The organism is Flaviramulus sp. BrNp1-15, assembly GCF_022259695.1.
In the GTDB taxonomy this organism is placed as follows: Bacteria; Bacteroidota; Bacteroidia; order Flavobacteriales; family Flavobacteriaceae; genus BrNp1-15.
This window is the reverse complement of the sequence record NZ_CP092099.1, coordinates 2,800,178-2,822,592: the sequence shown is the minus strand read 5'-3', so window position 1 is coordinate 2,822,592 and position 22,415 is coordinate 2,800,178. Positions and strand designations below refer to the sequence as shown.

Sequence of the window (22,415 nt, the reverse complement as noted above, 5' to 3'; positions counted from 1 at the left end):
TCCCTTTAACATGTATAAATTAATTTTAATTAAGCTGTTTTTATTTTTTTCTATCGTAAGTTTTGGTCAACAAATGAACAAAGAATGGGAGAATCCTGCTGTTATTGATAGAAATAAAGAAGCTCCCCGCTCTTCATTTGTGGTTTTTGATAGTGAGGAATCTGCACTTTCAAGAAATGAAGCCAATTCAAGTTTATATCAAAGTTTAAATGGAACTTGGCAATTTAATATTGTTAAAAATCCAGAACAAAGACCTTTAGATTTTTATAAAACAGACTTAGATGTAAAAAAATGGAGAACTATAGAAGTGCCTTCAAATTGGGAATTGCAAGGGTTTGATATTCCAATTTATACTAACGTTGTATACCCATTTCCTAAAAACCCTCCGTTTATAAACGGTGATTATAATCCTGTTGGCAGTTATAGAAGAACTTTTACGATTCCTAAAGATTGGAAAGATAAAGAAGTGTTTATCAATTTTGGGTCAATTTCAGGTTATGCACGTGTTTTTCTTAATGAGCAAGAAGTGGGTATGACTAAAGCTTCTAAAACAGCTGCAGAATTCAATATTACAAAGTATTTAAAGGAAGGCGAAAATTTAATAGCTGTTCAAGTATTTCGCTGGCACGATGGAAGTTATTTAGAAGACCAAGATTTTTGGAGATTAAGTGGTCTAGAACGGGATGTGTATTTACAAGCTGTTCCCAAAAAAGCGATATGGGATTATAATGTTACTGCTAGTTTAGATAAGACTTATACTAATGGATTTTTCAATATCGATATTGATTTAAGAAAATATCAGGATGAAACTTTAAAAAAGGAAATAGTTTCTATTAAACTTTTAAATGAGAATGATAAAGTAGTTTATTCAGAAAATAAGACGCTTAAATCTATAGATAGCAAAGTAAATTTTTCTGCTACATTAAAAAACGTATCAAAATGGAGTGGAGAATACCCCAATTTATATAAATATGTTTTAAAGCTTTCTAATAAAAAAGAAACTCAGGTTCTTACTGGAAAAATTGGCTTTAGAAAGATAGAAATTAAAGATTCTCAATTGATGATAAATGGGCAACCTTTAATGGTGAACGGAGTAAATCTGCACGAGCATCATGGAATAAAAGGACACACACCAGATAGAGAAACCATGGTTGAAGATATTATGCTAATGAAGCAGCACAACATAAATGCAATACGTATGAGTCATTATCCACACGATCCATATTTGTATACTTTGTGTGATGAACTCGGTATGTATGTTGTAGATGAAGCCAATATTGAAACCCACCATATGGGAGCTACAAAACAGGCTCCTTTTGATCAATCTGTGCATCCCGCATATTTATCTGAATGGGCACCAGCACATATGGATAGAATAAAGCGAATGCTTGAACAAAATAAAAATCATACTTCAATCATTTTATGGTCAATGGGTAATGAGTGTGGAAACGGACAAGTGTTTTACGATGGTTACAATTGGGTAAAAAAACGAGATAAAACACGTTTTGTGCAATTTGAACAAGCTGATGAAAATAACAATACAGATATAGTTGCTCCTATGTATCCAGGTATTGAACAAATGAAAGAGTATGCAGATAATACAAGTAAAACTAGACCTTATATAATGTGTGAGTACTCGCATGCTATGGGAAATAGTAATGGTAATTTTCAGGAATATTATGATATTATTAACTCTAGCAAAAAAATGCAAGGAGGCTTTATATGGGATTGGGTAGACCAAGGACTTAAAACAGAGACAGAAGATGGTAAAATGTTTTGGGCCTATGGAGGTGATTTAGGTGGTGAAAATTTACAAAACGATCAAAATTTTTGTGCTAATGGTTTAGTAACAGCAGATAGAATACCACATCCAGCACTTTTCGAGATTAAAAAAGTATATCAAGACGTTGCTTTTAAATTGAAAAATGATAATATCTTGATGATAACCAATAACTTTAATTTCACCAATTTAGACAATTACAATTTCAAATGGTTTTTAAAGGCAAATGGTGAAATAGTAAAAGAAAATGCATTTCAAATTTCATTAGAACCAAATGGAACAAAGGAAGTGAGTTTAGAATTCCCAAAATTAAATAAGGATAAAGAATATTATTTAGAAGTTTATGGTTTTACAAAAAGTGAAACAAAAACTATTCCCGCCAATCATGAAATTGCTAGAGAACAATTTAAAATAGGAAATAAAACCTACTTTTCAAGTAAAGAGTTTTCTGAAAAAGCACCTCTTATTACTAAAACAAAAGGTAATAAGTTTCTGTTTTTAGGTAAAGAAATCGATGGAATAATTAATCTTGAAACAGGAAAATTAGAACGTTTCAAATCAGCAAAAAATGATGAACACCTAATAATTAATGCTCCAGAACCCTATTTTTGGAGGGCACCAACCGACAATGATTATGGTAATCAAATGCAAAAAAAATCAAGTATTTGGAAAACTGCTCATAAAGAATTAAAACTAAAAAACATTACTGTTGGAGATAAAACAGATGTTGGTATTACCGTTACGGTGGAGTTTATAATTAATGAATTGAATGTACCTTATACCATTGAATATTTTATTCAAAATAATAATACTTTAAAAATTACAGCAAGTATGGATCTATCTGGAAAAAACTTACCAGAACTACCACGTTTTGGTATGCGTATGCTTCTTGATGGAACTTATAATAATTTAAGTTATTATGGTCGTGGGCCATGGGAAAATTATTCCGATAGAAATACTGCGTCCTTTATAGGGATTTATAATGATAAAGTTGAAAATCAATATACTTGGAGTTATATACGTCCGCAAGAAGCAGGTTATAAAACCGATGTTAGATGGCTATCTTTAACCAATAATCAAGATAAAGGTATTCAGTTTACAGGAGATCAACCATTAGGATTTAGTGCTTTAAATATGAGTACCGAAACTTTAGATGGTGGAGAAAATAAGTCACAAATTCACACCACAGATATTAAGGTCGAAAAAGATAAAGTATATCTACACATCGATTTTAAACAACGTGGAGTTGGAGGAGACAATAGTTGGGGAGCATATCCGCATAAACAATATCGTTTAGAAGAAAATAAATATACGTATTCGTATAATATTAAATTGATAGAATAAGAAAGTCATTCATTTGTTAAGTTTTAATAGAAAAAACAATTTACTTATATGCATTTTTTTAATGCATATAACAATTATTGCACAAACTCAACATAATTCTGTAAATAGTGAAGATAATACTGTTTTTAAAATTAAAAACCCAGATTTTGATTTGAGTCCCTATACTGGAATGACAAAGCAGCATTGGAAAGATGCTGCCTTGTATTTACTTGAAGGTGCTTTTAGTTACATTGATGATTTTAACTCACCAATGAAATTTCCTAAACAACTCGGTAAAAGTTATCCGCATGATGAAAGTCAAGTGCCAACTGAAAAGTTGGAAGGGGTGTGCAGAACTTTATTTGTTGCAGCACCACTTTTAAAAGAAAATCCAAATTTAGAGATTAATAACATAAAAGTTGCTGATTATTACAGATATCAAATTGGAAAATTAGTTGATAAAACAAGTGAATCATTTATAATTCCAAGAGCTAAAGATGGTGGTCCAAATCAAAATCTAGTGGAGTTTGGGGCACTAGCAGTTTCATTATTAATTACCCCTGAAGTCCTTTGGAAGCCTTTACCCCAAAGTACTAAAGAGTTGTTGGCAAAAACTATGCTGAGTTATGGTGATGGACCAACAGTAGATTCTAACTGGAAATTCTTTAACATTTTTGTGCTTAGCTTTTTTAAAAAAGAAGGTTATAAAGTTAACGAAGATTTATTGGTTGAATATCTTGAAAGGTCTTTAACACATTACCGCGGACAAGGTTGGTATAATGACAGTCCAGCATATGATTATTACAGCATGTGGGCATTTCAAATGTATGGTATGTTGTGGTCTGAATATTTTGGTAAACAGTATTACCCAGAAATAGCAGTAAAATTTATTAGTAATTTTAAAGATTTAAAATATAGTTACCCATATTTATTTAGTGCTAATGGTGAAATGATTATGTATGGTAGAAGTATTAGCTATAGAATTGGTTCTATTATTCCTTTTCCTTTAATGGGATTTGAAAATGACAAAGCAGATATTAATTTTGGTTGGATGCGACGTATTTCTTCAGGTGTTATAAAACAATTTTTGACTAATCCAGAATTTATGAATGAGCATGTGCCAACATTAGGTTTTTATGGCGCTTTTGAACCAGCTGTACAAAATTATAGCTGTAGAGGAAGTGTATATTGGATGGGTAAAGCTTTTTTAGGATTATTGGTACCTGATAATAACCCATTTTGGAAAGCAAAAGAAAACAATGGAGCTTGGGAAACTGAACTAAAAAAAGATGAAGTTTATAACAAGTTTCAAGAAGCTTCAGAAATTTTAATTACAGATTATCCAAATATAGGAGCTTCTGAAATTAGAGCCTGGTGTCACGAAAAAGTTAAAGACGATTGGCAAAAATTCCGTTCAACAGAAAACTACAACAGACTTTCTTATAATAGTGCTTTCCCATGGCAAGCTGATGGTGAACATGGAGAAGTAGCTATGAATTACTTAATTAAAAATAGAAATAGAGAATGGGAAGCCTTTAGATTATATAATTTTAAAAAGTTTGAAGACGGTATTTATTATAGAGATGTTGTATTGGAGACCGATGAAAACATCAAATTCAAATTAGCTGATATTCCTTTAGCGAATGGTATTTTAAGAATTGATAAAAATATAAGTAGCAGGTCTTTAGAAATGCGTTTAGGACATTATGCTTTGCCACAATTAAGTCATGAAATAAAAACATCAACTAAAAGGGTAAAAGGTTATAATGTAACCATTATTGATAATGGAGTATATCAATTAGCAATGTTACCGCTTTTAGGTTGGGAAAATATGGAAGTGGTTTCTACTGAAAATTTACATCCAGAAAGCCAGAAAAGTAAAGTGATTAATGTAGTCTCAACCAAAAAATCGAACAAAATTTTTGCAACTTTGATGCTCTGGAAAAAATCTGGTAAAAAGTGGACTAATAAAGAGTTAATGCCAATTAAAAGAGTTGAAATAGATGAAAATTTGGAAAATGTAACCGTGTATTTTAAAATTGGAACATCTAAAACAATTACTTTTAATTAAATTTTTAGTTAGTTGAACACGAATCAAGAGTATCCATATAAACTGTTGCCATCGTTTTCATATCATTAATATAATGAGTCTTTATTTCTTCAATACTATTAGATAATAAGTCTGTAGAAGTATTATTAACTTCTATAAGCTTGTGATTACAATTACAAATTTTTAAAGATTCATTATACGTTTTAACATTAGACGCAATAGCACTTTTATAAGAACTAATTAATTGTTTCTTTTTTAATGTTAATTGTTTCTCTTTTTGTTCTGCCAATTGTGCTTTTATTTGGGCTTCTTTAAGTTTTAAAGCCTCTTGCTGTTGTTTTAATTTTAACTGTTCATTTTGTAAATCACTAAGTTCAGTAATTTCAGTTGTATCTTCATAATTTGTGGCAACAGAACATTTATCAACTTCAATGACACTTTCTTTACTAATATCTCTAGCTCGTTTAACATAAAAACGGCCATCTTCATAAGTTTCAGCATACTCAACTTTTGCTAATAAATCAATGCTTTTATCAGCAAGATTCAAAGCAGTTTCACAACCACAAGTTGTTAATGTTTTTTTAGAAAGTTTAAATGATTCTAGAGATCTGTTAGCATAATATTTTAAATGACTAATGTTATTGGCTTCATAAGCATCTTTAACATGAGAATAGGCACTAACAAGGTAAGAGTTAGCTTCATCACAATTATTTTGTGCATTAATAAAAATTGAAGGGAATACGAGAATAAAGAAATACAAATATTTCATAAGATTTGGAGTTAGTTACATAAATAGGTGAGGCTAAAGTATTAAAAACACAATAGATTAACGTGCACTTGGTCGAAATTATGAATTATATATTCCTTAATTATGTGGATTAAAGAGTGTATGTTTTTGAAAGAGAGTGTGTTACTGTAGGTTGTTAATTGTGCTAAAAAAATCGTTTATTCTTTGTTTTACCTCCTTTTTAATTGATTCATTTTCAACATAGGTATGTACATCGCCTAAATAATTCATGCCTAAGTAATTAGCAGTTTCGTAAAAAGGCATAGAAAAACCTTCTTTTAAATCATCAAAATTACTGCAGCTTACCATCGCCATATTTTTACCACGTAATTTTCTACCGGTATCTTTATGTATTCTAAGTATATCTGTAATTCTATCAAAAAAAACTTTTAAAATACCGCTCATGCTATACCAATATACAGGAGTAGCAAAAATTATAGTGTCGTAATGTTCTACAATATTGGTGATTAAATCAAAAAAATCATCGTCTTTATTTTTATAATCGTAATCGTAATGACCAATATTTTTTTTGTGTAAGTCTATAACATCAAAACTGTTTTTAGATGCAATATAATTTACAACTTTACTGGTATCTCCATGACTTCTTGAACTTGCTTGTATGATGACTGTTTTATTCATTGTTCGTTAAAAAAATATTTCCAAAAGAATAATTTTAAAAAATATGATTAAAGTTTTTTTAATAGAAACAATTAATAACAAGCTTGAAAAAATCGATTGCATTTTTATATATTTAAAACTTTATAAATTTTTAATGATGGATGAATACAAAGTAACTACAAACATTTCTTTAAAAAATACCGAAACTAAAGTTGTAATAGAAGGTGCAAAAAGTAAGTTAAAGGATATAAGAAAAGCATTAGGCGATTGGCAAAATACCATGTACGCGCATAATAAATATGCTGTTTTGATATGTTTACAGGGTATGGATACTTCTGGTAAAGATAGTTTAATACGAGAAGTTTTTAAAGAGTTTAATGTTCGAGGTATTGAAGTACATAGTTTTAAAGTGCCAACAGAGTTAGAATTAAGTCATGATTATTTATGGCGCCATTATATTGCACTACCGGAGCGTGGTAAGTTTGGTGTTTTTAATAGAACACATTATGAAAATGTTTTAGTAACAAGAGTACATCCGGAGTATATTTTAGGTGAAAATATTCCAACTGTTAATTCTGTTGAAGATATAGATGATACTTTCTGGGACAAGCGTTTTGAACAATTAAATGATTTTGAAAAGCATATAGCTGATAACGGAACCATTATTTTTAAATTCTTTTTAAACCTTTCAAAAGAAGAACAAAAAAACAGGTTACTTCGCCGTTTAAGAAAGCAAGAGAAAAATTGGAAATTCTCACCAGGAGATTTAAAAGAACGTAAACTTTGGGATAAATATCAAGAATGTTACGAAGAAGCTATAAATAGAACCTCTAAACCTCATGCACCTTGGTATACAATTCCTGCAGATGATAAACCAACTGCTCGTTATCTGGTAGCTAAAACTATATATGACACTTTAATGAAGTATACAGATATTCAAGAACCAGAACTTGATGATGATATAAAAGCTAATATAGAATTGTATAAGAAACAGCTAAACAACGAATAAATTCTAGGTTTTTATAATATTAATCATCTAATTAGATGTTAAGAACATTGAGATAATTTTATGATTTTTTTTTGAGTATTTAGATCTACTTAATAGTATATTTAAACTCAAAAAAGTAATCTATGAAGTATTTATTATCTGTCTTATTCATTCTAATATCACTGCAAATTTCTTCTCAAACCGACGAAGAAGTTCTTAAAAACATATACAAACAATCACTAACCAATGGAAAGAGTTACGATTGGTTAAATCACTTGTCAAATCAAATAGGAAGTAGATTGTCAGGTTCTTTAGGTGCAGAAAAAGCAGTTGCTTACACAAAAGAAGAACTGGAAAAATTAGGTTTAGATAAAGTTTGGTTACAACTCGTTATGGTTCCCAGATGGATTCGAGGCGCTAAAGAGTTTGCTTTTATAGAATCTACTCCAGGTAAGACAACAACAGTAAATATTTGTGCTTTAGGTGGTTCGGTTGCAACTCCAGCCTTAGGTTTAAAAGCAAATGTTGTTGAGGTTAAAAATTTTGAAGAGTTAGAGAAATTAGGAAAGGAAAAGATAGAGGGGAAAATAGTGTTTTACAATCGTCCGATGCAAGTCGATTTAATTCATACGTTTGAAGCCTACGGAGGATGTGTAAATCAACGTTATCAAGGAGCATTAGAAGCTACAAAATATGGAGCCGTTGGTGTAATTGTACGTTCCATGAATTTAAGATTAGACGATTTACCGCATACAGGAAGTATGACTTATGGAGATTTACCTGTTGATAAACGTATTCCTTCAGCTGCAATTAGTACTAATGATGCAGAATTATTAAGTACTATGCTAAGGTTGAATAATTCAATAAAATTTTACTTTAAACAAAGTTGTAAACAACTTGCAGATGTACAATCTTATAATGTTATAGGCGAAATAACCGGGAGTGAATTTCCTAATGAATATATGGTTGTTGGCGGACATTTAGATTCTTGGGATTTAGGTGATGGTTCCCACGATGATGGTGCAGGCGTTGTTCAATCTATGGATGTATTACGATTACTTAAAGAGTCTGGAATTCAACCAAAACGAAGTATTAGAGTTGTGTTGTTTATGAATGAGGAAAATGGTTTACGAGGCGGAAGAAAATATGCAGAAGTTGCAAAGCAAAAAGGAGAAAACCATGTTTTTGCATTAGAAAGTGATTCAGGCGGGTTTTCACCTAGAGGTTTTAGTTTTGATTGTAGCGATGCTAGTTTTGAGCAAGTGTTAAGTTGGCAACCATTATTTAAACCGTATTTAATTCATTATTTCGAAAAAGGAGGAAGTGGAGCAGATGTAGGACCTTTAAAAACTGATTCAAATGTTTTAGCAGGTTTACGTCCAGACAGTCAGCGTTATTTTGATCATCATCATGCAAGTAATGATACCTTTGATGCAGTAAATAAAAGAGAGTTAGAACTTGGTGCTGCAACCATGACAGCTTTGGTGTATTTATTCGATAAATATGGAGTTAACCCTATTTCAAATGAAAAACAATTAAAAGATTAAATTAATGAAAGCAGTTTCAACCATTTTAGGACTATTATTGATTGTAACCATGCAAGCGCAAGACGAAAAATTACCCTATTACGAAATTACTGAAGAGTCTGAAGTCTATACTGCAGGAACAGTTGCTGCACGTGTAATAGACGGCTTAGGTTTTAGATATTATTGGGCAACAGAAGGTTTAAGAGACGAAGATTTAGCTTTTAGGCCAAGTGATATGGCTAGAACTACTGAAGAGACAATAGACCATATTTTAGGATTATCAAAAGTAATAGTGAATTCTACTTTAAAAAAGCCAAATGTTAGAACTGAAGAAGAAAAATTGACTTTTGCTGAAAAAAGAAAACAAACTCTTATTAACATAAAAACAGCAGCAGATATATTAAGAGCAAGTGAAGATTTATCTGAATATAAAATTATATTTAAAAATGATAAAGGTACATTTGAATACCCGTTTTGGAATAATTTAAACGGACCAATTGGTGATGCATTGTGGCATTGTGGACAAGTAATTTCTTTTAGACGTTCATCCGGAAACCCTTATAACTCTAAAGCAGGAGTGTTTGTTGGTAAAGTTAGAGAGTAATTTTTTTAATTCTTAATTACCAATTTCATCATCTATTAAATTATTTATAGAGCTTATTTCATCTGAAGTATATTCATAAACTTCATTTTTTTCATTCATTAAATTGGTTAGAAGTGTAAAGAGATTTTGAAATTCAAAAGAGTATAATTTTTCAATGTCTTCTACTTTCATTTTGTATACTTTAATTGTATTGACAATAGCTGGAACAGAAAAACCTAAAACAGCTTGAGAATGAGTGTCTTCTAATTTATTTATTAAAATGTACTTTTCCTCTAATAATTGTAGTTTTTCTATAATTTGCTGATTTTTTAATAATTTAATTTCACCACTGTTAACCATTGTTTCGTAAATGTTACTTTGACGATGAAAATCTGAAAATTCTAATAGATTTACACTAATCTTTGCCAAAGTATCTGCTAAAGTTCTATCATTATTTTCTATAATTTCTATGGCATACTTAAATTGTTTTAAGAAATTATTATTGTAATCAATATTTGCAGCTATGGTATTTTTGTCTTCGTTTAGTTGTCTTTTAATATTTGAATAATAATTTCTTTCCTCAGCTCTGTTAATTTTTTTTTGATTCCAATTGTTAATTTGTAGAGCAATTAAAATACCAATAACAACCAAAATAATTTCACCAATGGCGTAAAACAAATATTTAGAAAACTTGTTTTCTGATAATAAGCGCTGACGTATTTTTCGAAAGAATTTTATCATTTACTTTTTTATTAAAGTAGATAAAACCGATGAAGTAGTTTGGGAAGTGTAAATATATGTATATAAATTATTTAAAAGTTACAAATAACTTAACCATCATTTGTCCTTATTGTTGGCTTTTTTTATTAAGTTTTTGCATTTGCTTGATGGTAAGAGTGCTCCCATCATGACTCCATCCTGGTGCAGCAAAAGCATACATAAATTTATGATACCAGTTTTTAGACTTTTTCATATCGTTCCAAATATCTTTATATTCATGTGTTAGAATCACTAATGGATTATATGAATTTGGCGCTTTTGTAACGCCGTATTTTATATCGATGGTTTCATCAAGCTCTTTCCAGGTACCAAACATTTTATCAAATATATTTAAGAAACCACCATGGTTTTTGTCCATATATTCTATGTTTTGTGCATGATGCACCTGATGCATGGTGTGGGTGTTAAATACTTTTTCTATAATACCCATTTTTGGAATATATACCGAATGCAATTGAAATTGCCACAACGCTTCAATACCTAAACATACAACTAACATTTCCGGAGGAAAACCAATTGCAGGAATCCACATATAGAAAAAGGGTTTATAAAATATAGTAAACCAGCCATTTCTTACAGCTGTTCCTAGGTTAAAATTATCTGAGGAATGATGCACAATATGTGCAGCCCAAAGGAAGCGAACATTATGATTTTGTCTATGAAACCAATAATAGCTAAAATCATCACATAACTGACAAAGTAGCCATACATACCAAGCATAACCAAAAGATTCATAACCCATAATATTAGTTCGAACGCCGTCTATTAAAGGATTAAAAACAGCATAAATGTAATTGAATAAAACTATAGCTGCTATTGTTTTAGTAAGTGGAGCCAAAATGGTTGAGCCTATGCCCATGGTAAGGCTAGCTGCTAAATCTTTCCAATTATATAAATCTTTTTTTTCTTTGTTGTGCTTGCTGTAGGTCAATTCTAGTAAGATGAAACCAAGAAAACAAGGAACACCATACACTAATGGATTAGTGAAGTTCATTAAAAAGTATAATAGTTTTTCCCAAAAATAGGGCGATTTTTTACTTTTTCAGCATAAATTACCCTTTTTAAATAAAAAACCCTTTGAATCATAATTTTGAAACAGAGGATTTTTACTGAATTAAAAAAGAATTATTTAACCAATTGTTTTTCTTTTTTAGGTGAAAAATCAACTTCAATTTGATTTGCTATAATATCATCAAAAGTTTCACGCTTGCGTATTAAATGTGCTTTATTATTATGCCATAATACTTCAGCAGGACGAAAACGAGAATTATAATTACTTGCCATAGAGAAACAGTAGGCACCAGCATTTTTAAATGCAAGAACATCACCTTCATTAATTTCATTAATTCGTCTGTTATTCCCAAAAGTATCTGTTTCACAAATATAACCTACAACAGTATAAAAACGCTCACGTCCTTTAGTATTAGATATGTTTATAATATCATGATGCGACCCATAAAACATGGGGCGTATTAAATGATTAAACCCAGAGTCTACTTGTGCGAAAACAGTTGAAGTTGTTTGCTTTACGGCATTAACTTTAGTTAAAAAATAACCAGATTCACTCACTAGAAATTTACCAGGTTCAAAGGCTAGGGTTAAATCTTTACCATACTCTTTACAGAAGGCATTAAACCTGGAAGATAATTTTTTACCAAGTTCTTCTATATTAGTTTCAATATCACCTAATTTATAAGGGACTTTAAATCCAGATCCAAAATCTATAAATTCTAAGTTTTTAAATTGTTTAGCAGTTTCAAATAATATTTCACTGGCATATAAAAACACCTCAATATCTAAAATATCACTACCAGTATGCATATGAATACCGTTAATATTCATTTTAGTATTTTCTACAATACGTAAAATATGAGGTATTTGATGAATTGATATACCAAATTTAGAATCTATATGTCCAACAGATATATTAGCATTTCCACCAGCCATAACGTGTGGGTTAATACGAATGCATACAGGTGTTTTTGGATGTTTTGTTCCAAATTGTTCTAATATAGATAAGTTATCAATATTAATTTTTACACCTAATTTTGCAGCTTCTTCAATTTCAAATAAAGATACTCCGTTAGGTGTGAAAATAATTTGATCTGGTTTAAAACCAGCCGCTAAACCTAGTTTAACTTCTTGTATAGAAACTGTATCAATACCAGAGCCTAAAGAGTTAAATAACTTTAAAATAGATATGTTTGACAATGCTTTAACCGCGTAGTTAATTTTTAAATGTTTTACACTTTTAAAAGCATCAGTAAGTCTTTTATATTGAGATTCTATTTTTTCTGCATCATACACATAAACAGGACTTTCAAATTCCTGTTCAATTTTAAGCAATTGATGTTCTGTCATAATTGTCAATTTTCGTCAAAGATATTTTATTAATGAATATAAAAAAGAAATCAATCAAAAATTAATTAAAATTAAACAAAATGTTAAATAATTAACAATTAAAAATAAGTTCACATCAATTAAAAGTTTTAATAATTAAATATTAGGGTAAGTAATCGCTATTATTTACATTTGTGCTTCTTAAAATATTAAGCACATTATGAATTTACACGAATATCAAGGTAAAGAAATATTAAGCAGTTTTGGAGTTCGTATCCAACGTGGTATAGTTGCTCAAAATGCACAAGAGGCAGTTGCTGCTGCAAAACAATTAACTAGTGAGACTGGAACAAGTTGGCATGTTATTAAAGCCCAAGTTCATGCAGGTGGTCGTGGAAAAGGTGGAGGCGTAAAGCTTGCTAAAAACCTTAAAGAAGTTGAAGAAATTGCTGGACAAATTATAGGAATGGATTTAATAACACCACAAACTTCTGCTCAAGGTAAGCGTGTGCATCAAGTATTGGTTGCCGAAGATGTATATTATCCTGGTGAAAGTGAAACTAATGAGTTTTATATGTCTGTGTTATTAAATAGAGGTACAGGTCGTAACATGATTATGTATTCTACTGAAGGTGGTATGGATATTGAAACAGTTGCAGAAGAAACACCTCACTTAATTTTTACAGAAGAAATAGATCCTTCAGTAGGTTTATTGCCTTTTCAAGCTAGACGTGTAGCATTTAACTTAGGTTTATCTGGTACAGCTTTTAAAGAAATGACAAAATTTGTTACAGCTTTATACACAGCTTATGTGAAATCTGATTCTTCTTTATTTGAGATAAATCCAGTTTTAAAAACAAGTGATAATAAAATCATGGCAGTTGATGCTAAGGTTACTATTGATGATAACTCACTTTTTAGACATAAAAACTATGTAGATTTACGTGATGTTCGTGAAGAAAGCGCTATAGAAGTTGAAGCAGGAGAACTTGGTTTAAATTATGTTGATTTAGACGGGAATGTAGGATGTATGGTTAACGGAGCTGGTTTAGCAATGGCAACTATGGATTTAATTAAACAAGCAGGTGGAGAACCAGCTAACTTTTTAGATGTTGGTGGTACTGCCGATGCGGCACGTGTAGAAGCTGCTTTTAAAATTATATTAAAAGACCCTGCTGTTAAAGCCATTTTAATTAATATTTTTGGAGGTATTGTACGTTGCGATAGAGTAGCCCAAGGAGTAATTGACGCATATAAAAACATGGGAACTATTAATGTGCCAATTATTGTACGTTTACAAGGAACAAATGCTGATATAGCTAAAGAATTAATTGATAATTCTGGATTAGATGTATTAAGTGCTACAGAGTTTCAAGAAGCTGCAGATAAAGTACAACAAGTATTAGCTTAATAATTTCTGCGAAAGCAAAAATCTTAATATAAAAAAGAGCAACGTTAATCGTTGCTCTTTTTGTTTGTTTTAGAATGTAATAAACTTTTCTTTTTTATAAACTTTTTTTTAGACGCTTTCGCCGAAGCTTCGCTTTGCACAATTCCAGTTTTAGAATTTGAAACTTTTTCTTTGTTGGAATTCTTAGGAGGCATAGGTCCTCGTAAATGGATAACCAAACCATTTAAAAAATTACGTAAAATTTGATCACCACATTCCATATATTTTGGGTGGTCTTCTTTTCTAAAAAATGCTCCTAATTCACTTTTAGAAATTCTAAAATCAACAAGACTTAATATTTTTACTATATCATCGTCACGAAGTTTTAGAGCTACACGTAATTTTTTTAAAATATCATTATTTGTCATATTTAGAATTTTACTTTTTTAAAGTATTGTATTTCATCGATTTTTAAAAATGCAGATTCAATTTTAGCGTTTTTTAAACTTTTGTAAAAGTACTGTAAAATCATTTTTTAATCTCATAGTATTTAAAATATATTATTTTTATTTAAAACACTGTAAGTCAATTAATTAAAATGTATTTTTGATATACGTAAGTATTAATGTCTAAATGTTAAAATGCAACTTTTTTAGTTAAATAAAGAGCAAGTATTGACGAAATAAACAAAAATTACGACCAAATACTATGTGTTTTTCGATAAGTTACATTATATCTACGATTATTTAAAGACTGTTCTGCGTAACTTTATATTGTAATTAATTAATCCCTCCTGAGCTATGGTTAATAGAGTAGAAAAATTAAGTCTTTTGTCTGAAATGATTGCGTTCGCAAAATATGATAAAGACATAAAAAATATAGAATATAACTTCTTATTAGGAGTTGCAAAACAACTTGATATATCTCGTGAAGATTTTGAATATTTAATAGAACACCCAGTTTCTTATACACATTTAAAATCGCATAGCGAACGAATAGTTCAATTTCATAGATTGGTTTTATTAATGAATATTGAACAAGAATATGGAGATGAAAATAATTCTGCTGGAGTTATAAAATTATACAATTTTGGTTTAAGAATGGGATTAAGTCATGAATCTATAACCAAAGTGTTATATCTGATGGAAAGTTTTCCAAACAAAATAGTTCCACCAGATGTATTGATAGATATTTTTAAAACACAGTATAATTAATTCCTTTTGTCTCTCGGATTATTCTGAAAGGAATTTTTTTAAGTGTTGTTTTTTTGAATTTATATAATTCAGGATAAATGAAAAGCTAAAAGGTTAAACTTTTAGCTTTTCTAGTTTGTTTTGGTAACTTTTAATGTCGTCTCGTAATTTTGCTGCAACAATAAAGTCTAATGCTTTTGCAGCTTCTTCCATAAGTTTTCGTTTCTCACGAATTTTCTTTTCTAATTCCCCTTTGTTTAAATATTCACTTTCAGGTTCTGCCGCTTTTAAAGCTTCTAATTCGTAACTATAAGTACTTACTGAATTTTTTGAGAGTACATTATCTAAACTTTTGTTTAATGCTTTTGGAGTTATATTATTTTCGGTATTGTAAGCAATTTGCTTTTCTCGCCTGTAATTGGTTTCATCAATAGTTTTTTGCATGCTTTTAGTTATTTTATCAGCATACATAATAGCTTTGCCATTTAGGTTTCTAGCTGCTCTACCAACAGTTTGAGTGAGTGAGCGCGCCGAACGTAAAAACCCTTCTTTATCGGCATCTAAAATAGCAACCAATGATACTTCTGGTAAATCTAAGCCTTCACGTAGTAAGTTTACACCAACTAAGACATCAAATAAACCTTTACGCAAATCCTGCATAATTTCTACACGTTCTAAAGTATCTACATCACTATGAATGTAACGACAACGAATTTGAATTCTATCTAGATATTTAGTCAATTCTTCTGCCATTCTTTTGGTAAGCGTAGTTACCAATGTGCGTTCATCTTTTTCAACACGTTGTTGAATTTCTTCAATTAAATCATCTATTTGATTTAAACTTGGACGCACTTCTATGATGGGATCTAATAAACCGGTTGGACGAATAACTTGCTCTACATAAATACCATCTGTTTTTTGCAATTCGTAATCTGCAGGTGTTGCACTTACATAAATAACCTGATTTTGTAATGCTTCAAACTCTTCAAATTTTAATGGACGGTTGTCCATTGCTGCAGGAAGTCTGAATCCATATTCTACCAAGTTTTCTTTTCTACTTCTATCACCTCCATACATGGCATGAACTTGAGAAATTGTTACGTGACTTTCGTCTATAACCATTAAATAATCATCTGGAAAATAATCTAATAAACAGAAAGGTCTTGTTCCAGGTTGTCTTCCGTCAAGATACCTTGAATAGTTTTCAATACCAGAACAATAACCTAATTCGCGAATCATTTCTAAATCAAATTCGGTGCGCTCTTTTAAACGTTTAGCTTCAAGATGCTTACCTATTTCCTTAAAATAATCGTGTTGTTTTACTAAATCGTCTTGTATTTCTTTAATAGCACCTTGAAGTACATCAGGAGATGTAACAAACATGTTTGCCGGATAAATATTTAATCTATCATATTTTTCAATAACTTGATTGGTTTGAATATTGAAAGCTTCAATATCTTCAATTTCATCTCCAAAAAAGTGAATACGAAAAGCATCATCAGCATAACTAGGGAATATATCAACAGTATCACCTTTTATCCTGAAATTTCCATGATTGAATTCACCTTCGGTACGAGAATATAAACTTTGTACCAGTTGATGTAATAATTTTGTTCTTGAAATAACTTGATCACGTTTAAGTGTAATCACGTTTTTTTGAAATTCTACAGGATTTCCAATACCATATAAACAGGATACAGATGCAACTACTAAAACATCACGTCGTCCGGAGAGAAGAGAAGACGTAGTACTTAAACGCATCTTCTCAATTTCTTCATTAATAGATAAGTCTTTCTCTATATAAACTCCAGAAACAGGAATGTAAGCTTCTGGTTGATAATAATCATAATACGAAACAAAATATTCAACAGCATTATTGGGGAAAAACTGTTTGAACTCAGAGTATAATTGAGCTGCCAATGTTTTATTATGCGCTAAAACCAAAGTGGGTTTTTGGACTTCTTGAATAACATTAGCAACTGTAAAGGTTTTTCCCGAACCTGTTACACCAAGCAATGTTTGATATTTTTCACTGGAATCTATACCACCAACTAACTGTTTAATAGCTTGTGGTTGATCGCCTGTGGGACTAAATTCTGATTCAATTTTGAATTTCATTTTACAAAATTACACAAAATAAGTGTGTTATCGTTTTAAAGCAAAGTGTCCTTTTACTTCAAAATTTTCACCATTTTGTAAAACACTTGCAACAAACCAATAATCATCTGCAGGCATATTCTGTCCATTAAACGTCCCATCCCATCCTAAGGCTGTGTGAGGTAGGGTTTTAAGAAGTTTTCCGTATCTATTATAAATGTAAACAACAGTTCCTGGTATTTCGGTTATACCAACTATGTGCCAAGTATCAAAAACACTATCGTTATTAGGAGTAAAAAATTTAGGAGTATCAATCACAACTACTTCGGTTGTTACATCATTACAGCCATTTAAATCTCTTATGGTAACAAGATGTATTCCAAAAGTTACGTTATCAAAAACATTTGAGATTTGGGGTTCACCATCATCTAAAATATAAACGTAGTCACCAATTCCGCTAACATCAACAGTAATACTATTTGGGTCTGCAAAATCTACAGTTGTGGTAAAGTTTATATTAGCATCTTCAGACTCAACAACACTAAATTCTTTTGTAAACGGACAATCATTAGCTCCAACATTTGGTGTGGTAACTATTACACTATAGTCACCAATTTGACTTGGGTCATTTAACTGGATTTGAGATGTTGTCTCACCAGTTGACCACAAATAAGTATCGTCAGGGTTGCCCGTGTAGGCGTCAATAATTAAAGGTAATCTATTGATGCACATAGGAACCACATCATATATAGGAATTACAGGTAAAGGGTTTACGTAAGTTGTAAATTGCGTTGTACCATAACAACCAGTGTCGTTATTTTCTAATCTGGCATAAATAATTTCTTCGTTAATAGCAGGATAAAAATTAGGTAACGCATTTTCTCCAGTTTCGGCATCGTTAATGTTGTTAAAATACCTAACATGATAATCTGAAGGATTTAATGTCCCTAAAATATCAGAATCTTGCTCAGATAAGTTGAATTCTAAAAAACCATCAAAATCATCATCACAATCAACTAAATCTGGAGGTGTAAGTGGAGTAGGGTTTTCATTGATTTGTAAATTGAAAGAAGATGTGATATGACAACCTGTTGAAACATCAGAAACTCTAATAAATATTGTGTGATTATTAGAAGTGTAATTAAAAGTATTATTTAGAGGGTCTGTACCACTTTCTGCATTTGCAAATAAGTCATGATAAGATATATTTACAACCGAATTATCATCTACAATCATTGAGTTAATTAAAGACAAGTCATAAGTATCCGTATCATTATCACAAATATTAATGGTTCCAATAGTATTAATTGGTGGAGGTAAGTTGACTATAAGTTCTAAATCTAAAACAGTATAACAACCTGTTAAAGTATTAGCCACTTTTATGTAAACTGTTTGAGATTCTGAATCAAAATTTGAAGGATCAATTATTTCATTTGTGTTATCCAGACCATCATTAGAGTTAATATCGGTTAGGTTTTCAAAATAATTAATAATCAAATTACTTTGAACTCTATCCAAGATTTGAAAATCTGCAGTAGTTAAATCAAAATCTGTAATACCGTTATAATTTGCATCACAATTAATTAAAGGTGCTGATACTTCAGTAACATCAGGTGTTGCTATAATATTTATACCTAACTCTTCTACAACATGACATAATGAGTCATCACTTTCAATTCTTATATATAAACTTTGCGGATTAGTAACATTAGTATAGGTTGAAGGTAACGGGCTTGAACCACTATCTGCTTGATCATAATTTAAATGAAATGAAATATTTAAAACATCTGGTGAAGTTTGTTGTATTTCAGCAGCTTTTTCATCCAAATTGAATTCATTTCTACCATCATTACTATCATCATCACAAACCAAATAATCTATAATTGGATCGTAAATGGGTTCTGGTGCAACTTCTATAATAATTGAACTTGTGCTGTAACATGTACTATCAGTAATATTTTCTACTCTAACATATATGGTTCTAGTGCCCGAATTAAAAGGTGTATCTTTAGGTATAGCATTTGCTAAATTTCCATTTGTAGCATCAATTTCATTTTCGAAATAAAATACTTCTTTTCCTGTTTGTCCATCTAGAATTACTAGGTCAATTTCTGGTAATATAAAATCTGCTGTACTATTTCCATTAGGTTCACAAACTTGAAATCTAATATCGTTAGCTATAATAGGTAATGTATTAATTATAGCTTCAAAAGAAACAATAGCATAACAATTAGTATCACTTACATTATCTTCTACACGCACATAAATAGTTTGGGTATCCGTATTATATGTATCTCTTTCGTTAATAGGAATAAAATTAGTATCATTATCTGCATCTTCAAAAGAAGTGAAGAAGTCTATATCTAAACCGGTAGTACTTGATACAATTTCTGAAATTTTATCATTAAGGTTTACTATAGAAAATCCATCTTGGTCATTATCACAAACAACTATATCTGATGGTTGTGTTGCTGCTGGCGCTACAAATATTTCAATTTGAAATGGATTTACAGAAGAACAACCAGAATTTATACTTTCTAAGCGTGCATAAAGTGTTTCTATTGAACTGGTATTGGTATAAAAAGGAGGTAATTGATTTGCCATATTATTGTTTTCGGCATCCGTTTCATCAAGAAAATAAGTAACTGTAAAATTAGTATTTCCACCAGTAACAATATCATCTAAAGAGGCTAGGTCTATACTGGTAATACCATCATCGTCGGTATCACAATAGGGTATAGGTTCAACAGGTTCAAATAATAGTATTGGGTTTACTAATAGGGTAATCTCAGTATTTTCAACACATTCACCATCTTCAATTCTAATGTATAAAACTTGTGGACTTACAGCTTCGTATAATAAAGACTTATCTAAAGGGTTATCATTATTATTTCTGTCTTCTTCAGTTTCATAAAATGTCACGATTATAGGGTTAGGTAAATCATTTGAAATAAAACTTTCTACAGTAATCAAATTAAATTCTAAAGTGTCTGTGCTGTCTTCATTATTATCGCATAAGGCAAAATCACCAGTATCGGTTCCTGTTAATAATAAATTAGTATGAATTTCAAAAGGCACTATTGAAAAGCATCCTGTTGCATCGTCAACAATTCTTAAATAAAGCGTTGCAGAACCTGGTTCTATTACTGCATTTGTGTATTGATAATTGGTCTCATCGGCAATGATATTATCACCAGTTTCTGCATCTGCATAACTAATATGAAACGTAGTAGAAACTCCAGTTAAACCTGCAAGAATTTCATCAATAACTTCAGTTAAATCAAAACTGGCATTACCATCTAAATCACTGTCACAAGCATCAATATATTGGGTGTCTCTATTTACAATAGGGCTAATTTGAACATTTACATTAAGAGTAGTTGTATTTACGCATCCCGTTGTAGTATCAACAATTCTAACATAAATTAAATCTGTTGGGGTGTTGGAATTTATATATGGTGTTGGTATCGGATTGTCACCAGTACTTGCATCTAAAGGGTTATAATGGTACGAAACTAATAAATTACCATTTCCAGCAGTTATTTCTTCATTTTTTTGAGTTAAATCTATTATTGCAAAACCATCTGGATTATCATCACTATCGCATATATCTAAGTCAGTAGGCGTTGTAATATTTGGAACTGGATTTACAATCAAATCAAAAGTGGTGTATGAGAAACAGTCACTATCTGCGTCATCTATTCTAACATAAATAGTCTGTGGGTTACTTGTGTTAGGAATAGGAACTGTAATAGCACCTAAATTATTTCTTGCATCAGCATCTGATAAGTGATAACTAAAAACATAATTTGTAAAAGGAATGTTATTTATTAGTTCAGGGTCTTTAGTTGTTAGGTCAAATATTTCTGTTTCATCACCGCTAGCATCATCACATATTTCATAATCGGTAATAGGATTTATTGGCTCTTCTGTATTAAGAATAACTATTATTTCATCTTCTTCAATGCAATTAGTGCCACTTACAGGTACAGAAACTTCAACTCTATATGTTCCACTTTGCACAGCATTTATAGTAGGAGTAACTGCCCCAGTTATTAAACTACCGTCTAAATACCATGAATAAGAAGCTAAAGGGTTTTCTATGTTTGCGTCTAGACTAGCGAATGCAGCGCAAGTTGCAATATCTTCCCCTAAATCTAAAATTCTAAAACTATCGCCTTCTATAAAAACGGCCGAGTCGAAAGTGCCATCGGTCTGATCTGCAATTATTAGTTTGATATGATAGGTAACATTAGGTTGAATACTACCAGATGCTGTTAATACAGTTGTTCTTCCGTTATAATTAGTGTCTCCTAAGTTATAGCCATCAAAATATTGATCGTTCTGTGCCGCACATACACCAAAAATTTCATCATGAATGGTATTGGTATTAACAGGCGTAGATGTACCAGGAATTAATGCTATATTTTGGTATGGGTCTGTTGTTCCAGCTTCTCTAATAAGAAATACAAACCCATCAGAAAACTGACATGGATTGATACCAAAATATTCCTCGGATGCTAATAAATAATTAAACTGGAATTGATTTGAAATTGAAATGAAATCGAATTCTATAGATGTGGCATTAACTGTATTAGTAATACCTAAGGCTGCTTCTAAATCAGGATCGGTTCCCCACGCCGTTGAACCTTCACTTAATGTTGGTGTTCTTACTGCATTACCACCCGAAGCAGCACTACCTGTTGAAAGCATAATACCATTTTGAAATGGGAAGTTAGAGCTGCCTCTTTCAAAATACGCATAACTGGCAAAACCGTTTGAGTTTCCATTAACAGATGAACTTATATTAGAAATGTCAGCACAACCATCAACTAAATTATTTTGAATAAGTGGTTCTAAAGCTACAGAATCATCAACAGAAATTTGTTGAGAAAAAGTAAAATTACTACTGCAAATGAGTACAAATAAGATGTAGTAAATATATCTCATAGCTTGTAGG

The 22,415-nt window shown here is 30.8% G+C and carries 15 protein-coding genes; 7 read left to right on the top strand and 8 right to left on the bottom strand.

The annotated features are described in order from the left end of the window. Window positions 1-10: 10 nt before the first annotated feature. Together MBM09_RS12495 and MBM09_RS12490 are read left to right on the top strand one after the other, a co-directional pair. Window positions 11-3,124 (top strand): glycoside hydrolase family 2 TIM barrel-domain containing protein, encoded by a 3,114-nt coding sequence (locus MBM09_RS12495; protein ID WP_238674054.1) that lies wholly within the window; start codon window positions 11-13, stop codon window positions 3,122-3,124. Window positions 3,125-3,185: 61 nt separating this feature from the next. Next, a complete protein-coding gene (locus MBM09_RS12490; protein ID WP_238674053.1) occupies window positions 3,186-5,174 on the top strand; it encodes a DUF2264 domain-containing protein in 1,989 nt (662 codons plus the stop codon). Between the two features lie 4 nt (window positions 5,175-5,178). On the opposite strand, the gene MBM09_RS12485 is transcribed toward MBM09_RS12490, so the two are convergent. Together MBM09_RS12485 and MBM09_RS12480 are read right to left on the bottom strand one after the other, a co-directional pair. After that, on the bottom strand, window positions 5,179-5,922 hold the full coding sequence (locus MBM09_RS12485) for a hypothetical protein (protein ID WP_238674052.1): 744 nt from the start codon (window positions 5,920-5,922) through the stop codon (window positions 5,179-5,181). Between the two features lie 141 nt (window positions 5,923-6,063). Continuing rightward, window positions 6,064-6,579 carry a flavodoxin family protein gene (locus MBM09_RS12480; RefSeq protein WP_238674051.1) on the bottom strand — a complete coding sequence of 172 codons (516 nt, stop codon included), beginning with the start codon at window positions 6,577-6,579 and terminating at the stop codon, window positions 6,064-6,066. Between the two features lie 136 nt (window positions 6,580-6,715). Between MBM09_RS12480 and MBM09_RS12475 the strand changes: the two genes are divergently transcribed. From MBM09_RS12475 to MBM09_RS12465, 3 genes are all read left to right on the top strand, one after another. Next, on the top strand, window positions 6,716-7,567 hold the full coding sequence (locus tag MBM09_RS12475) for a PPK2 family polyphosphate kinase (protein WP_238676341.1): 852 nt from the start codon (window positions 6,716-6,718) through the stop codon (window positions 7,565-7,567). Window positions 7,568-7,689: 122 nt separating this feature from the next. Next, complete coding sequence (locus tag MBM09_RS12470; protein WP_238674050.1) at window positions 7,690-9,093, top strand: M20/M25/M40 family metallo-hydrolase; 1,404 nt, start codon at window positions 7,690-7,692, stop codon at window positions 9,091-9,093. A 4-nt stretch (window positions 9,094-9,097) separates the two neighbouring features. Beyond that, entirely contained in the window at window positions 9,098-9,676 is a 579-nt protein-coding gene (locus MBM09_RS12465; protein ID WP_238674049.1) for a hypothetical protein, read from the top strand. 12 nt (window positions 9,677-9,688) lie between these two features. Here the strand turns inward: MBM09_RS12465 and MBM09_RS12460 are convergent, their stop codons facing one another. From MBM09_RS12460 to lysA, 3 genes are all read right to left on the bottom strand, one after another. Beyond that, entirely contained in the window at window positions 9,689-10,396 is a 708-nt protein-coding gene (locus MBM09_RS12460; RefSeq protein ID WP_238674048.1) for a hypothetical protein, read from the bottom strand. A gap of 106 nt (window positions 10,397-10,502) precedes the next feature. Next, window positions 10,503-11,429 (bottom strand): sterol desaturase family protein, encoded by a 927-nt coding sequence (locus MBM09_RS12455; RefSeq protein WP_238674047.1) that lies wholly within the window; start codon window positions 11,427-11,429, stop codon window positions 10,503-10,505. Between the two features lie 131 nt (window positions 11,430-11,560). Continuing rightward, complete coding sequence (lysA, locus tag MBM09_RS12450; RefSeq protein WP_238674046.1) at window positions 11,561-12,796, bottom strand: diaminopimelate decarboxylase; 1,236 nt, start codon at window positions 12,794-12,796, stop codon at window positions 11,561-11,563. A gap of 199 nt (window positions 12,797-12,995) precedes the next feature. Between lysA and sucC the strand changes: the two genes are divergently transcribed. After that, on the top strand, window positions 12,996-14,186 hold the full coding sequence (gene sucC, locus MBM09_RS12445; protein ID WP_238674045.1) for an ADP-forming succinate--CoA ligase subunit beta: 1,191 nt from the start codon (window positions 12,996-12,998) through the stop codon (window positions 14,184-14,186). A 44-nt stretch (window positions 14,187-14,230) separates the two neighbouring features. Here the strand turns inward: sucC and MBM09_RS12440 are convergent, their stop codons facing one another. Next, a complete protein-coding gene (locus tag MBM09_RS12440; protein ID WP_238674044.1) occupies window positions 14,231-14,593 on the bottom strand; it encodes a DUF1456 family protein in 363 nt (120 codons plus the stop codon). A 372-nt stretch (window positions 14,594-14,965) separates the two neighbouring features. Between MBM09_RS12440 and MBM09_RS12435 the strand changes: the two genes are divergently transcribed. Further along, on the top strand, window positions 14,966-15,379 hold the full coding sequence (locus tag MBM09_RS12435) for a TerB family tellurite resistance protein (RefSeq protein WP_238674043.1): 414 nt from the start codon (window positions 14,966-14,968) through the stop codon (window positions 15,377-15,379). Window positions 15,380-15,472: 93 nt separating this feature from the next. Here the strand turns inward: MBM09_RS12435 and uvrB are convergent, their stop codons facing one another. Further along, a complete protein-coding gene (gene uvrB, locus MBM09_RS12430) occupies window positions 15,473-17,476 on the bottom strand; it encodes an excinuclease ABC subunit UvrB (protein WP_238674042.1) in 2,004 nt (667 codons plus the stop codon). Window positions 17,477-17,503: 27 nt separating this feature from the next. Then, window positions 17,504-22,405, bottom strand: coding sequence for a T9SS type B sorting domain-containing protein (locus MBM09_RS12425; protein WP_238674041.1), 4,902 nt, complete (start codon window positions 22,403-22,405; stop codon window positions 17,504-17,506). Between the last annotated feature and the right edge of the window lie 10 nt (window positions 22,406-22,415).